11 protein-coding genes and 2 pseudogenes are annotated in these 13,700 nt (G+C 76.5%); 5 read left to right on the top strand and 8 right to left on the bottom strand.

Annotated features, from left to right (window positions below; all coding sequences use genetic code 11):
• Positions 1 to 86: 86 nt before the first annotated feature.
• Positions 87 to 1,187 (bottom strand): SWIM zinc finger family protein, encoded by a 1,101-nt coding sequence (locus OOK41_RS10985; RefSeq protein WP_266264363.1) that lies wholly within the window; start codon positions 1,185 to 1,187, stop codon positions 87 to 89.
• Entirely contained in the window at positions 1,184 to 4,468 is a 3,285-nt protein-coding gene (locus OOK41_RS10980) for a DEAD/DEAH box helicase (RefSeq protein WP_266264362.1), read from the bottom strand. The genes OOK41_RS10985 and OOK41_RS10980 overlap by 4 nt, the downstream gene beginning before the upstream one ends.
• Between OOK41_RS10980 and OOK41_RS32035 the strand changes: the two are divergent.
• A pseudogene (locus tag OOK41_RS32035) lies at positions 4,349 to 4,741 on the top strand (tachylectin-related carbohydrate-binding protein); the annotation flags it as partial. The gene OOK41_RS10980 and the pseudogene OOK41_RS32035 sit on opposite strands and share 120 nt — an antisense overlap.
• On the opposite strand, the gene OOK41_RS10975 reads toward OOK41_RS32035, so the two are convergent.
• A complete protein-coding gene (locus OOK41_RS10975; protein ID WP_266264361.1) occupies positions 4,741 to 4,881 on the bottom strand; it encodes a hypothetical protein in 141 nt (46 codons plus the stop codon). The pseudogene OOK41_RS32035 and the gene OOK41_RS10975 sit on opposite strands and share 1 nt — an antisense overlap.
• A 123-nt stretch (positions 4,882 to 5,004) precedes the next feature.
• Between OOK41_RS10975 and OOK41_RS10970 the strand changes: the two genes are divergently transcribed.
• Entirely contained in the window at positions 5,005 to 5,877 is an 873-nt protein-coding gene (locus tag OOK41_RS10970; RefSeq protein WP_117669065.1) for a carbohydrate kinase family protein, read from the top strand.
• A gap of 61 nt (positions 5,878 to 5,938) precedes the next feature.
• Here the strand turns inward: OOK41_RS10970 and OOK41_RS10965 are convergent, their stop codons facing one another.
• The gene (locus OOK41_RS10965; protein ID WP_117669066.1) at positions 5,939 to 6,460 is read right to left on the bottom strand and encodes a DinB family protein; all 522 of its coding nucleotides are present in this window, start codon (positions 6,458 to 6,460) and stop codon (positions 5,939 to 5,941) included.
• Between the two features lie 149 nt (positions 6,461 to 6,609).
• On the opposite strand from OOK41_RS10965, the gene OOK41_RS10960 reads away from it, so the two are divergent.
• Positions 6,610 to 6,816 (top strand): hypothetical protein, encoded by a 207-nt coding sequence (locus OOK41_RS10960; protein ID WP_117669067.1) that lies wholly within the window; start codon positions 6,610 to 6,612, stop codon positions 6,814 to 6,816.
• Positions 6,817 to 6,887: 71 nt separating this feature from the next.
• Here OOK41_RS10960 and OOK41_RS10955 read toward each other — a convergent pair.
• Both OOK41_RS10955 and OOK41_RS10950 read right to left on the bottom strand, forming a co-directional pair.
• Positions 6,888 to 8,009: pseudogene (locus tag OOK41_RS10955) on the bottom strand (polysaccharide pyruvyl transferase family protein); the annotation flags it as partial.
• Between the two features lie 197 nt (positions 8,010 to 8,206).
• The gene (locus OOK41_RS10950; RefSeq protein WP_266264358.1) at positions 8,207 to 8,794 is read right to left on the bottom strand and encodes a TetR/AcrR family transcriptional regulator; all 588 of its coding nucleotides are present in this window, start codon (positions 8,792 to 8,794) and stop codon (positions 8,207 to 8,209) included.
• A gap of 77 nt (positions 8,795 to 8,871) precedes the next feature.
• Between OOK41_RS10950 and OOK41_RS10945 the strand changes: the two genes are divergently transcribed.
• Positions 8,872 to 9,459: a dihydrofolate reductase family protein gene (locus OOK41_RS10945; protein ID WP_266264357.1), complete on the top strand. Its 588-nt coding sequence runs from the start codon at positions 8,872 to 8,874 to the stop codon at positions 9,457 to 9,459.
• Between the two features lie 225 nt (positions 9,460 to 9,684).
• Here OOK41_RS10945 and OOK41_RS10940 read toward each other — a convergent pair whose 3' ends face one another.
• Together OOK41_RS10940 and OOK41_RS10935 are read right to left on the bottom strand one after the other, a co-directional pair.
• Positions 9,685 to 10,482 carry an alpha/beta fold hydrolase gene (locus tag OOK41_RS10940; RefSeq protein WP_266264355.1) on the bottom strand — a complete coding sequence of 266 codons (798 nt, stop codon included), beginning with the start codon at positions 10,480 to 10,482 and terminating at the stop codon, positions 9,685 to 9,687.
• Between the two features lie 128 nt (positions 10,483 to 10,610).
• The gene (locus tag OOK41_RS10935; protein WP_266264354.1) at positions 10,611 to 12,449 is read right to left on the bottom strand and encodes an RNA polymerase sigma factor; all 1,839 of its coding nucleotides are present in this window, start codon (positions 12,447 to 12,449) and stop codon (positions 10,611 to 10,613) included.
• Positions 12,450 to 12,671: 222 nt separating this feature from the next.
• Between OOK41_RS10935 and OOK41_RS10930 the strand changes: the two genes are divergently transcribed.
• Positions 12,672 to 13,544: a hypothetical protein gene (locus OOK41_RS10930; RefSeq protein WP_266264353.1), complete on the top strand. Its 873-nt coding sequence runs from the start codon at positions 12,672 to 12,674 to the stop codon at positions 13,542 to 13,544.
• Positions 13,545 to 13,700 lie beyond the last annotated feature (156 nt).

Raw genomic sequence — 13,700 nt, 5'->3', positions numbered from 1 at the left:
GTGGACGGTGGCCCCGGCAGCCCGGCCGGGCGTGCACCGTGGCACCGGGCGTCGGCCCGGCGTGGACGGTGGCCCGGGCGCCGCCGTCACCGCGCCGGCCGGGACCCGGGGGTAGCCGGCCGGTCCGGCTCCGGGCGGGCGCGACCGAACTCCCGGTACGCCCGGCGCAGCCGCTCCAGCAGGCCCGGCCCGCCGAGCGCGGGCGCGGGCGCGCCGAGCTGCCGCAGCAGCAGGTCCGGGCCCGTCGACAGGGTCGGCGGACGGTCCGGCAGCGGCACCGGCGGCACCCAGAACCGGTCGACGGCGTCGTCCAGCGGCGCCGCGGGCAGCGCGGCGAGCGACCGCGCGGCGCCGACGGCCGGCGCGACGCCCGGACCGTCCCCGGTGGACGGCGATCCGGGGCCGACGCCGGCAACCGCCGGGGCGGCCGGCCCGGCCCGACCGATGCCGTCCGATGTGGACGGTGCGGCCGGCGCGGGCACCCGCCCGGCCGGGGCGTCCCGGCCACCCGCCGGGGACCCGGCGGCGCTGCCGGCCGGTGCCGCCCGGTCGGCCGCCGGGGCGGCAGCGGCACGCAGGGCGCGCAGCCGGTCCAGCAGCTCCGCCCGACGCCGGCCCCGCCAGTGCAGCAGCTCGAACGGGTCCGCGTCGAACGCCTCGGCGAGCAGGTAGAACGTCGCCGCGAGGTGCTTGCACGGGACGGCGAAGTCGGGGCAGCTACACCGCTGGGCCAGCTCGCCGACCCCGGCGGGGAACAGCGGCGCCCCGGCACCGGCGCACAGCTCCTCCAGCTCGGCCGGGAGGTCGCCGGCGAGCAGCCGGGCGCTGAAGAACGCCTGCGCCGCCAGCTCCGCCTCGATCCGCTCCCACAGCGCCGCCGGAAACGGCTCCAGCGCGATCCGCACCTGGTACGGCTCGGGCCGGGAGCCCTGCACCCGCGCGGTCACCACGCCGGGGGCGACGTCGAGGCTGAGCACCTGCCCCGCCCGCGCGTACGACCGGCCCCGGGTGAGCCGGGTGCCCAGCGCGAACGACTCCAGCACCTCCAGGAACCGGCGGGACCACCAGGACCGGCCGATCGCCCCCCGGGTGCTGCGAGCGCGCAGCCCGCCGTCCACCCGGCGCGGCCGGCCGTAGTCGGCGAACCGGCCGGTCGACGCCGGCCCGTCCGAAGCCGGCCCGGTCACTCGACCACCGCCCCGGCCTCCAGCGCGAACAGCTCGCGCAGCCGCTCGGTGGACAGCTCGGTCACCCACTGCTCGCCGGTGCCCACCACGGACGCGGCCAGGCTGCGCTTCTCGGCGATCATGGCGGCCACCTTCTCCTCCACCGTGCCGGCGCAGACGAACTTGCGTACCTGCACCCGCCGGCGCTGGCCGATCCGGAACGCCCGGTCGGTGGCCTGGTCCTCGACGGCCGGGTTCCACCACCGGTCGACGTGCACCACGTGGTTGGCGGCGGTGAGGGTGAGCCCGGTGCCGCCGGCCTTGAGGCTGAGCACGAACAGCGGCGGCCCGCCGGCGGACTGGAAGCGGGTCACCATCGCGTCCCGGTCGGCCTTGCCCACCCCGCCGTGCAGGAAGAGCACCTCCCGGCCGAACCGGGCGGAGAGGTGCCCACGCAGCATCCCGCCGAACTCGGCGTACTGGGTGAACAGCAGGGCCCGCTCCCCCGCCGCCAGCACCTCGTCGAGGATCTCCTCCAGCCGGGCCAGCTTGCCGGACCGGCCGGCCAGCGCGGAGCCGTCGCGCAGGAGCTGGGCGGGGTGGTTGCAGACCTGCTTGAGCCGGGTCATCGCCGACAGCACCAGGCCGCGCCGCTCAATGCCGTCACTGGACTCGATGCGGGCCAGCATGTCGTCCACCACCGCCCGGTAGAGCGACGCCTGCTCGGCGGTGAGGTTGCACAGCACCTCCATCTCCAGCTTCTCGGGCAGGTCGGAGATGATCGACGAGTCGGTCTTGAGCCGGCGCAGCACGAACGGGCCGGTCATCCGGCGCAGCCGCTCGGCGGCCTCGGCGTCGCCGTGCCGCTCGATCGGCTCGGCGTACGCCTTGCGGAACGCCGCCGCCGGGCCGAGCAGGCCGGGATTGGCGAACTGCATGATCGACCACAGATCGGCGAGCCGGTTCTCCACCGGCGTGCCGGTGACCGCCACCCGGTGCCGGGCGGGCAGCGACCGGACCGCCTCCGCCTGCCGGGTGGCGGCGTTCTTGATCGCCTGCGCCTCGTCCACCACCACCCGGTGCCAGTCGATCCCGGCCAGCTCGACCGCGTCCCGGGCGGCCACCGAGTAGGTGGTGAGGACCAGGTCCGCCGCGTGCACGACCGCGGCGAACCCCTCCCCACGGGCCCGCTCGGCCCCGTGGTGCACGTGTACGCGCAGCGCCGGGGCGAACCGGGCGGCCTCCCGCTGCCAGTTGCCCACCAGCGACATCGGGCAGACCAGCAGGGTCGGCCCGGCGCTCGGCGGGTCCCCGGCGATCAGGGCCAGTAGCTGCACCGTCTTGCCCAGCCCCATGTCGTCGGCGAGCACCCCGCCGAGGCCGAGCGACTGGAGGAACGCCAGCCAGGCCAGCCCGCGCCGCTGGTACGGCCGCAGCGTCCCGGTGAACGCCGGCGGCGGGTCCAACGGGGTGAGCCGCCGCTCGGCCTGCCCGGCGAGTAGCTCGCCGAGCGGCCCGTCGGCGGTCACCTCCAGCACCGGCAGCGCGTCGTCGGAGTCCGCGTCGGCGAGGCCGAGCCGGAGCAGGTCGGCCACGGTCAGCTCGCCGGCCGAGCGGAGCAGCCGCAGCCCGGCGGCGAGCCGCCCCGGGTCCAGCTCCACCCAGCGCCCCCGCAGCCGGACCAGCGGGCTCTTCAGCTCCGCCAGCGCGGCCAGTTCCTCGGCGGTGAGCGGCTCGTCGCCGAGGGCCACCTCCCACCGGTAGTCGACCAGCGCGTCCAGGCCGAACCCGCCGTCGGCGGCGGCCACGGTCCCCGGCGCGGTGCGGCTGCGGGCCTGCAACCGGGCCCCCAGCCGGGACGAGGGCCGCCGCCACCAGGACGGCAGCAGCACCCCGAAACCGGCGGCGTGCAGCACCGGCGCGCCGTCGCGCAGGAACCGGTGCGCGCCCTCGACGTCCAGCTCCAGGGCCTCCGGGGTGGCCGTGCGCAGCGCCGCGTCCAGCTCCGGCCAGAGCCGGCTGGCCCGGCCCAGCTCGGCGAGCAGGGTCTCCTGCGGGGAGTCCAGCCGGCCGGCGAGGGCGGGCCCGGGGTGCGGGGACCGCCAGACCTGCCCGGCGTCGACGATCAGGCTCGGCTCGTCGGCGGCCTGGAGCCCGAACTCGACCCGCCAGCGGCCGGCGTCGGGCGGCGTCCCGGCCGGTTCGGCCCCCACGTCCCGGGCCCCGGCCGGCGCGCCGCCGAGCGGGTTCGCCAGCGTATCGCCGAGCGGGTCGGTCGAGGCGTCGCCGAGCGGGTCGGCGGCCGGCTCCACCAAGCGGAAGCTGGCCCGGACCACGCCGCCGGCCGCGTCCCGCTGCCAGTCGTCCAGCTCGGCGCGCAGCGCCGCGAGGGCCCCCGGCTCGGCGGTGAACTCCCCGGCCGGCCCGGTCAGCGCGGCCAGCCAGGCCGGCACCGCGCCGGTAGGCCGGCCGCCCCGGGCCAGCGTGGTGCGGGTGAGGGCGGCCCGGGCGGCGGCGTCGGTCAGCGCGTCGAGGGCGTCGGCGACCAGGTCGCCGGGGGGCAGGTCGCCGGCGGCCCGGGCCACCGGCGGGAGGGCCAGCGCGAGCGACCGGGCCCACGCCGCGTCGGCGCCGGTGAGCAACGGCCGCCACACCGCCCGCGCCGCCGCAGCCCCGGGCTCGCCGTCCTCGGGCCGCGCCGGGACGACCCCGGGCAGGACGCGGCCCCGGCGGACCAGGTCCGCGGCGAACTCCGCCAGCTCGGCCAGGTGCCGCAGGGTGGCGCCGGGCACCCCGGCGCGGTCGCCGGCAGCGCGCAGCAGCGCGAGCGCGTCCGCCGGGGCGTACCGGAGGGCGGGGGCGCGCCAGCCGGCGAGGGTGACCGGCCCGCGGACCGGCTCGGCGACGGCGGTCCGGACCAGCTCCGGCGAGTCGACCGGCGAGCCCGCCCGGGTGGGCAGGCGCAGCAGCACCGACCCGGCCTCGGCGGTTGTCCCCGGCGTGCCGGGTGGCCGGTCGGTTGCCGAACCGGCGGTCTCGGGGCCCACGGTTGCCGACCCGGCCGTCCCCGGGCCGTCGGCCCCCCGGCCGGAGGGCGGCGGGGCGGTGGTCTCCGGGGCGGTGGGGTCGAGGGCCGTGGGGGCGAGGGCGGCGGCCAGGGCGGCGTGGTCGGCGGCGAACGGGTGGGGCCGCTCGCGGGGCGCCCGGCCGGGGCGGCGGGGGGCCCGCGCCGGGCGGCTGGTGTCCTCGGCCCAGACGGCGAGCCCTCGGCCGGGCAACCACGCCCCGTGGATGACCAGCACCCGTCCCCCCTCCGACCGACGACCACCGAGGATAGCCGGACCCGGCCCGGACACCGGTCCGGCCGGACCGGGACAGCGCCCGGCGTCGGGCACTGGGGCTGGCAGACCGGCGTGACCGGATGGGCCAGCGGCTCCGGCCGGAGGGTCGGCACCGGGTGGAACCAGTTCCGCACCGTGCTGGGCAGCACCGACGGGTCGCTCTACGGGATGCGGGCCGACGGCACGATCCACTACTACCGGTACGTCTGCACCAACTACACCACCGGGGCGGGCTACTGGAGCGGCAGCCGGCAGATCGGGGCCGGCTTCCAGCGGTTCCCCCGGCTGTTCGTCTTCAGCGCCTCGTCGATCACCTTCGCCGGGGCGCTGGACTCCGACCCCGCGCTGTCGCGGATCTTCCGGAACGTCTTCACGCTGGCGCTGGAGAAGGGCCCGGCCGGTCCGCCGCACCCGGGCGCCGATGCGGCGCACCGAGCCCGCGCCCGCGCAGCCCGAGCCGACGCCGCTGGAGTGAGCCCGGCCGCTACCGTCGTGCCATGTTCGATCTTCTCGTGCTCGGCGGCCTGGGGGTGGACGTGCGGGTACGCGTGCCGCAGCTCCCGCTGCCGGCCGCCGACTCGCTCACCGTCCCCCCGATCGAGCTGCGGGTCGGCAACACGGGAGCCGGCATGGCGCTGGCCGCCCGCGCGCTCGGCCTGCGGGTGGCGGTCGTCGACGTGCTCGGCGCCGACCCGGCGGGCGACGTGGTCCGGGCCGCGCTGGACCGGGCCGGGGTGCACACCGTGCTGGCCGTGGACCCGGGCGGGACCCGCCGGTCGGTGAACCTGGTGGACCCGGCCGGCCGACGGATGTCGCTCTACGACCCCCGCCCCTGGCAGGGGCCGCCGCCGTTCGCGCCGGAGCGGCTGGCCGCGCTGGCCCGGGACGCGGCGCACGTGCACCTGTCGATCATGGACTGGGCGCCGCCCGTGCTGCCCGCGCTGCGCGCCGGGCTGCCGGCCGGGGTCGGCCTCTCCACCGACCTGCACGACTGGGACGGCGACAACCCCTACCACCGCCCGTTCGCCGAGGTGGCCGACCTGGTCCTCGTCAGCGGCGTCCGGCTCGGCGCACGGGCCGGGGCGCTCGCCGCCGCACTGGCGCCTCGGACCACCGTGGTCACCCGGGGCGCGGACGGTGCGGAACTCTTCGCCGCCGGCGGGCCGCCCGCCCAGGTGCCCGCCGCCGCGCCGCCGGGGCCGGTGGTGGACACCAACGGCGCCGGGGACGCGTTCGCGGCCGGCCTGGTCGCCGCCCGACTGCGCGGCGCGGGGCTGGCCGAGGCGGCGGCGTACGCGGCCCGGGTCGCCGCGGCGGCCTGCGCCCACGACGGCATGGAGTACCCGCCGGGGCTGCTGCCGCCCGGTTGAGCGGGCCGGGCGGGGGCAGCCCCGACCGGCGCGCCACCTGGCCGGCCGGGTGGCGTCGTGGTCAGACCGCCCCGGTGGAGCCGTCGGTCAGCTCGCGCAGGATGTCGGCGTGGCCGGCGTGCCGGGCCGTCTCCTCCACCAGGTGCGTCAGGATCCAGCGCAGGGAGACCTCGCCGAGCTGCGGGTGCGGCACCACGTGGTCGAGGTCGAAGCGCGCGGCGACCGCGCGGGACCGGGCGCAGGCCCGCTCGTAGCCGGCCAGGAGGGACTGGACCGTGTCGGCGTCGTCGAGGGTGAAGCTCGCCGCCGCCTCCTCCTCGGTGGTCTGGTAGAGGTCGCCGGGCTCCGGGGCGAGCAGGCAGGGGAACCAGTTCCGCTCGACCAGCGTCAGGTGCTTCACCAGGCCGGCGAGGGTGGTGAGGGAGGGCACCAGCCGGCGCCGGGCGTCGGCGTCGCTGAGGCCGCGCAGCTTGCGCGCCACGGTGGCGCGGTGGAAGTCGAGGAAGGATTCGAGCACTGCGCGCTCGTCGCCGGTGCGGGCCAGTACCGGCCCGAGGGTGGGGTCGATCGCGATCTCCGCCATTGCCGGACCCTAGCGGGCGACGGTCCCGCCACGCTGCCCCGGCCGAGCCGCCCGGGCCGGACGAGGGTGGTTTGGCAGTGGCCGGAGGTGGGGCGGTGGCGGGACGGGTATCTCCTGCGGGGCGGCGGTCGCCCGGGCAGGATTGGGCCATGGCAGCAACGGTGGAGATCCCGCTGGCGGGCGGCAGCGCCGACGGGCAGACGGTCGTGGTCGAGTTGGACAGCAACGGCCGTCCGCCGTTGACCCACCACCACCTCGGCGAGCACGGGCTGGCCGAGGCCGACATCTACGAGCTGGAGTCGGTGGCCGAGGGCGGCCGGGGGTGGCTCTACCGGTGGCGGGGCCCGGCCGTCTGAGCGCCGGTCGCCCCGGTCGGGCGGGAGACGCCGGCCGGCCTCGCGACGCCCGCCCGGCCCGGCAGCCGCGACGAGCGCAGGCTCTCCAGCACCGCGGCGGTCACCTGCGAGGTGCCCCGGGCCTGCTCGCAGACCTCGGCCACCCGGCGGGCCGTCTCCGCGGAGCGGGCCTCCCGCTCGTCCCACAGCCGGTCCACCTCGGCCAGCAGCGGCCCCTCCACCTCCCGCTCCACGCCGCGCAGCGCCGGCACGCCGAGGCGCTGGGCCAGGTCGAAGACCTTTCCCGCGTACGGCAGGGGCAGGAACGGGGTGCCGACCATCGCGGCGAAGATCAGGAAGTGCAGCCGCATGCCGACGGCGAGGTCGAAGTGCCGCATCAGCCCGAGCACCTGCCGGGGTGAGTAGTCGCCGTGCAGGATGCGCCCCCGTTCGGCGGTGGTCATGTGCGACATCACGCCGTGCGAGTGCCGGATGTCGTCGCGTTCCATGGGCACGAAGAGCACGTACGCGTCGATCCGGTGGATCAGGAAGTCGGCGATCTGGGCGATCAGCCGGTGGTAGCCGTCGACGTCGAGCCGTTCGGCGGCCCGGCCCGGCTCGCGGACGCTGAGCCCGACCAGCCGCCGGCCGGCCGGCACCCCCTCCTCGCGCAGGAGCCCCTCGGGGAACTCCTCCGGCTCCAGCAGGAACGCCGGGTCGGCGGTCACCGTGATCGGGTTGACCAGCCCGGCCTCCTCCAGCACCATCCGGGACTCCTGGTCCCGCACGGTCACCTCGGTGGCGCCGGCCAGGGTCTCCCGGACCATCCCGGTGTCCACCCCGTCGCTGAGCGGCCCCACCCCCACCGCGTACGTGAGCAGGGGCAGGCCCCGCTCCTGGGCGACCCGGACCACCCGCAGGTAGCGGCGCGCCTCCCGGTCGTAGAGGATGCCGCCGCCGCCGAGGATCAGCAGGTCCAGCTCGGCCAGCACCTGCGCCGAGTCGACCCGGCTGACCCCCTCCCAGGGCACCGCCTCCACGTCGGGATGGGCCCGGGCGGTGTGCTCCGGGTTCCGGGAGAAGACGATGATCCGCGCCTGCGGCTCGTGCGAGCGCAGGTCGGCCAGGAGGCCGCTCAGGATCGCCTCGTCGCCGAGGTTGCGGCCACCGTACGAGCCCAGCACACCGATCGTCAGCGCGGTGCGGTCCCCCATCGCCTCGCTCCTCCCGATGTGCGTTCGGGCAGGGTTCCCGCTGCGTACGGGGGCACACCTGGGTCGGTAGGCCCGGTCCGGCCGGGCCGACCGGCTTGCTCATCTGCTGGGCGGTGAACGGCACGGCGCCTCCCCGGGCAGGGCCGCCGTCAGCCGCGCGGGGCAGGCCCGCGTCAACCGGATGCGGGGCCGCCCCGTCAACCGGATGCTCGGCCGGCCCCGCCGACGAGGCGGGACACCAGGGCGGAAACCACCTCGTCGACGTCGAAGCCGGCGTCGATCGACGTGGTGAGAAGGTCGAGCAGCAACCCGTCCACCGCATAGTGCAGCAGGGCGATCTCGAACGCGCCACCCGGCAGTCCGGCGGCGGCGTGGAACGCGACGTCGTCGGCGTACCCCCGGCGGAGCACCGCGGCGAGGCTGCGGCCCAACTCGGGGCGGCGGGCCGCCTCCAGCCGCAGCTCGATCAGCGCCCGGGTGACGTCGGGCTCCCGGGTGGTGCGAAGCACGATGTAGCGCAGGTAGTCGGTGAACAGGGCGAGTGACGGCTCCCGGCCGGCCAGCTCGGCGAGGACCGCCTCGTCGGGGGCGTACCGCTCGAAGGCCCGCTCGGCGAGGGCGCCGAGCAGCGCCTCCCGGGACGGGAAGTAGTTGGAGGCGGTGCCGGTGGGCACCCCGGCCTCGGCGTCCACGGCGCGGTGGGTGAGCCCCCGCGCACCACCGGCGGCGAGCACCCGCAGCCCCGCGTCGGCGAGTTGGGCACGTCGTTGCGGGTTGCGGGCCATGAGCAGACCCTAGCAGCAACAACAACAGGTGTAGTACATTGCAACCACGACAGTAGTAGTGGTTGATTGGAGTCTTCTTGCCCAAGCTCGTGTACTACGTGGCCAGCACCCTCGACGGCTTCATCGCCGCCCCCGACGGGTCGTACGACTTCCTGCCGCTGGAGCCGGACGTGGCGGCCCACCTCGCGGCACACTGGCCGCAGACCTTCCCCACCCTCAGCCACCCGCACTTCGGCATCGACCGACCCACCGGCCGGTTCGGCGGGCTGCTGATGGGCCGGGCCACCTACGACCCGGCGCTGCGGATCGGCGTCACCAGCCCGTACGCCCACCTGAGGCAGTACGTCTTCTCCCGGTCGCTGCCCCCGTCGGACGATCCCGGGGTGGAGATCGTCGACGCGGACCCGGTGGCCTTCGTCCGCGACCTGAAGCGGCAGCCCGGCGGCGACATCTGGCTCTGCGGCGGCGGCCAGCTCGCCGGCCAGCTCCTGCCGGAGGTGGACGAACTGGTCGTCAAGCTGCACCCGATCGTGGCCGGCAGCGGCGTACCGCTCGCCGACCGGGGCTTCGACCCGCACCGGTTCGCCCTGGCCGGGACCCGCGCCTTCGACAGCGGGCTGGTGATCCTGCACTACACCGCCGCGCCCGGCCCGGCCGCCGGGTGACCGGCTGCCCGGTCGCCGGGCCGCCGGTATGACGTCACCGGCGTGCTCGCCGGCCTGGCCGGCTTATTCCTCGACGGGGCGCGGCAGCCGCCACCGGTCGGCACCCCGGGCTGCGGGAGTTCCAGCGGCCCAGGCCGACGCGTTGCCGCCCTGGCCGGCCGAGCGCCTCGGCTGACCTCGCCGGGCGACGGAACTCCGGCGTCGCCGGTTCGTCAGGCCGGCTCGTCAGGCCGGCTCGCGGACCTGGGTGGTGAGGAACGGGATCACCGCGGCGGGCAGCGCCGGCGAGGAGACGATGTCGTAGTGGGTGAGGCCGGGCAGCACCGCCAGGCGCGACGCGGGACGGTCGGTGCCGTCCCAGCCGGCGTCGCGGTGTCCGCCGCCGAGCAGCCCGAAGAACTCCGCCGCATGGCGGACCGGGATCGAGTCGGCGTCGGCGAAGACCAGCAGGGTCGGCTTGGCCAGGGCGGCCACCTCGGTCGACCAGTCGTACTCCTGGCGGAGCAGGTCGCCCGTCTTGGCCCAGAGCGCCGGCCAGTCCTGCGGGCGGGGAGCGATCCGTTCGTACAGCTCGTGCGGCGGGGTCCCGCGCATCCGCTCGCCCGTCCGCTCGTCCTGGGTGGCCATCGCGGCCAGCACCTCCGGATACCAGCCCTGACGCCGGCACGGCGCGGAGACCACCACCAGCCGGCGCACCAGCTCCGGATGCCCGACCGCGAGGCGCAGGGCGACGCCGCCGCCCAGCGAGTAGCCCAGCACGTCGGTCTCACCGAGGCCGAGGTGGCGGATCAGCGCGGCGACGTCGTCGGCCATCGACTCGAATCGCAGCGGGCGGTCGACGTCGGCGGTGCGGCCGTGGCCCTGGAGGTCGACCCCGACCACCCGGCGGCGCGCGGCGAGGGCGGGCAGGATCGGGGCGAACATCTCCACCGCGCCGTACCCGCCGTGCAGGAGCACCAACGGGCGGCCGGTGCCGTGGATTTCGTACCACAGCCGCACACCGTTGACGTCCGCGTAGCTCACCAATGCACCCCCGACTCGTCCGGCCACTCGTCCCGATCCAACACCGGCCGACGAGATCACGGCGCGGATCCCACTGGGCCCACCCCACGAACCGGAACAGCCACACCGGCACTCGAAACCCGTCCCGGCTATCCCGGCCGAACGCACGGGTCGGCGATCGTGTAGGTCGGGCTCTGCGCCGTACGGCCGTCCACGGCGGTCGCCCGTACCGACCAGGTCAGCGCCGACGCGCGCAACTGCCCGACGGTCGTCCGGGCGGCAGACCCGTCCACCGTCATCGCCCGGGCCGACGTCCGGCTGCCGGTAGGGGTCCAGCGAACCTCGGCACCGCCGAGCGTGCCACTGCCGGTGGCCTGCACCGCGAGGCTGTACGTCTCCTGGCCGCACCGCACCCGCGCGGTGGCGGAGACCGTGAACGGCGTGGCGACCTGTGGTGCGGCGGTCGGCCGGGGCACGGCCGGCGGCCTGGCCGGTGTCGCGGCCGGTGCCGGTGCGGCGCCACCCGGCACGACGTCGGGCGCGGCGGGCGCGGCGGTTTGGGCGGCCCCGTCGCCGTCCGCCGGCACGGCGGCGGTCCCCGACGTCGGGCCGGCGGTGCCCGCCGGCGCTGGCGTGCCGGCTCCCGTGGCCGTGCCGGACGGCAGCGGCGCGGCGGGAGCCGCCGGCTCACCGGCCGGTGAGCCGAGCGCCCCGGACACCGGTTGGCCGGAGCCGTCCCGCGCGGCGGTCGGGCGGCCGGGGCCCAACGCCCAGGTGCCGAACACGACGAGAAGGATCAGCAGAGCCGCGGTCGCGGCCAGCCGCCGACGGTTCCGGTCGCGGGCCGCCCGCGAGGTCGCCCGCACGGTGTGCGCCACACCGGCCGGCACCGCCGCACCGCCCCGGGCCACCGCACCCTCCGGGGCCACCGCATCGTCCGTGGCCACCGGCGTCGGCCCGTCGACCGGTCCGTCTGCTGGCCGGGCGTCCGCCGGCCCGGGGGGTTCGTCGGCCGCTGGCACCAGGTCGGTCGACGGATCGGCCGGGACCGCACCCGCCGGATCGGCCGCCCCGCCGGACGCCCCGCCGGACGCCGCGTCGACCACCGGATCGGTCGCCGTGTCGGTCGCCCCGTCGGTCGCCGGATCAGCCGCCGTGTCGAACGCCCCGTCGGACGCCGTGTCGGTCGCCGGATCGGCCAGAATGTCGGTCGCGCAGACCTCGGCCAGTCTCGGCCACACCGTGTCGGCGACCACCAGGAAGGCCGGCGCCGTGTACGCCGACAGCAGGGCGGCCGGGCTGAGCTGTTCCCGCCGGAGCAGCCCGCACACCGCGCAGCTCTCGATGTGCCGCGAGACCCGCTTGCGCAGGGTCGGGGTGAGTCGGCCCTGCCAGCCGTCGATCAGGTCGGCGAGGGTGGGGCAGTCCCGGGCCCCGGTGCGGGCCACCAGCAGCGCCCCCAGTGCCCGTTCGAGCTGCGAGCGGGCGCGCGACAGGCGGGCGTGCGCGTGGTTGGCGGGCACCCCGAGGGCCGCGCCGATGTCGGCGGACGACAGGTCGTGGCGGATGGCCAGGTGGACCACCTCACGGTCGCCCGGGTTCAGCGCGGCGGCTGCGGCGTGCACCAGGGCGCGTACCTGCTCGGCGTTGACGCCCGTGGCCGGGTCGGTGTCGGCCACCGGCTCGTCGGCCTCCTCCAGCGGCAGAGAGCGGGACCGCTCCCGGAGCTGCCGGAGGCACTCGCTGCGCACGATCGCGTACAGCCAGGAGCGCAGCCGGTCAGGCTCGCGGAGCTGGCCGATGCGCTGGCTGGCGATGAGGAACGCGTCGTGGACGGCGTCCGCGGCGGCCTCCGGCTCGCGCAGCATGGTCCGGGCGTACGTGTACAGCCGGTCGGCGTACCGCCGGTACATGCCCTCCAGTCCGGCCCGCTCGCCGCGACGCACCGCCTCGACCAGCGCGGTGTCGTCCTGTGCCGCCGTGTCCATCCGTGTCTCCCGCTACTCATCAACGGTGCCAGTAAAGCGGCAAATTTTTTTCTTCAGGCTTTTCTGTTGGCATCCCGACCCCGCCGCGCTCCTACCGGTGTCATCGCACCGGCTACTGAGGAGACTCGCCTGCCCCGCCGCGGCGACCGACTGATCGACGTTTGCAAACCCTGACCGAATCACCTCCCGTACCGAACATCACCAGGAAAGAAGGAAGACATCATGCGAGAAGGATCGAACCGAACCCGTTGGTCGCGTCGGATGGCCGCCGTGGGCGGGGGCGCGCTGAGCGCGCTCGTGCTCGGCCAGGTGGCCCTCACCGGACCGGTGGCGGCGGTGCCCGGCCTGAGCATCAAGACGACGACCGGCCCCAGCAACAGCGCCGCGAAGTCGCAGAACGCGACCTGCCCGGCCGGCACCAAGGTCATCGGCGGCGGCGGCGCGATCACCGGTTCCGGCCTCGGGCAGGTCGGCATGGACATCATGGTCCCGCTGGTCGGCGGGGACGCGTACTCGGTGACCGGCCGGGAGGACGAGAACGGCGTCGCCGGCAACTGGGCGGTCACGGCGAACGCGGTGTGCGCCACGCCGCCCCCGGGCCTGGTGACCGTGTCCGGCAGTTCGGCGCCCAGCTTCGGCACGTCGAACTGGTTCGAGAAGTCCTGCCCGGCCGGCAAGCACGCCATCGGGGTCGGTGGCGCGGTCGTCGGGGCGTCGAACAGCGAGGTCGTCCTCGAGGATCTGCGGATCAACCAGAGCAGCGTCGTGGTGGCGGGTGCCGAGGACGGCACGGGCTTCGCCGGCACGTGGTGGCTGGACGCCACCGCGATCTGCGCCGACCCGCTGCCCGGCGAGCAGCGCGTGGTCGAAGACAGCACCTACAGCTCCGCCGACACCCAGTCGGTCACGGCCGACTGCCCGCCCGGCACGCGCGTGCACGGGGTGGGCGGCGAGATCCTCGGCGGCGATGGGCAGGTGCGCCTGACCGAGATGCGGGCCACGTCCTCGACCACGGTCACCGTCCGCGCCATGGAGGACGAGGACGGCTTCAGCAGCAACTGGAAGGTGCGCGCGTACGCCGTCTGCGCGAACTGACCCGCCGGTATCCGTGGTCCCGCGCCAGACGTCCGGCGCGGGACCACCCACCGCCCGGCCCGCCTCACGGTTCGGGGCGGTGGCGGTGCGCCGGCGCGGTCGCAGCGGGCTGCGACGCCGTTACGCCCGTCGGTAAATCGCTTGCCGTGAGTCGAG

This window comes from Micromonospora sp. NBC_01655 (assembly GCF_026339755.1).
In the GTDB taxonomy this organism is placed as follows: Bacteria; Actinomycetota; Actinomycetes; order Mycobacteriales; family Micromonosporaceae; genus Micromonospora.
Note: the sequence above shows the minus strand (reverse complement) of the source record. Positions and strands in the feature narration are given on the sequence as shown.

Bases quoted from the DNA above. Each gene is read 5' to 3' on its own strand.
- OOK41_RS10950 (WP_266264358.1), bottom strand. From the start codon at position 8,794: ATGGCCCGCAACCCGCAACGACGTGCCCAACTCGCCGACGCGGGGCTG.
- OOK41_RS10930 (WP_266264353.1), top strand. From the start codon at position 12,672: ATGCGAGAAGGATCGAACCGAACCCGTTGGTCGCGTCGGATGGCCGCC.
- OOK41_RS10935 (WP_266264354.1), bottom strand. From the start codon at position 12,449: ATGGACACGGCGGCACAGGACGACACCGCGCTGGTCGAGGCGGTGCGT.
- OOK41_RS10960 (WP_117669067.1), top strand. From the start codon at position 6,610: ATGGCAGCAACGGTGGAGATCCCGCTGGCGGGCGGCAGCGCCGACGGG.
- OOK41_RS10970 (WP_117669065.1), top strand. From the start codon at position 5,005: ATGTTCGATCTTCTCGTGCTCGGCGGCCTGGGGGTGGACGTGCGGGTA.
- OOK41_RS10965 (WP_117669066.1), bottom strand. From the start codon at position 6,460: ATGGCGGAGATCGCGATCGACCCCACCCTCGGGCCGGTACTGGCCCGC.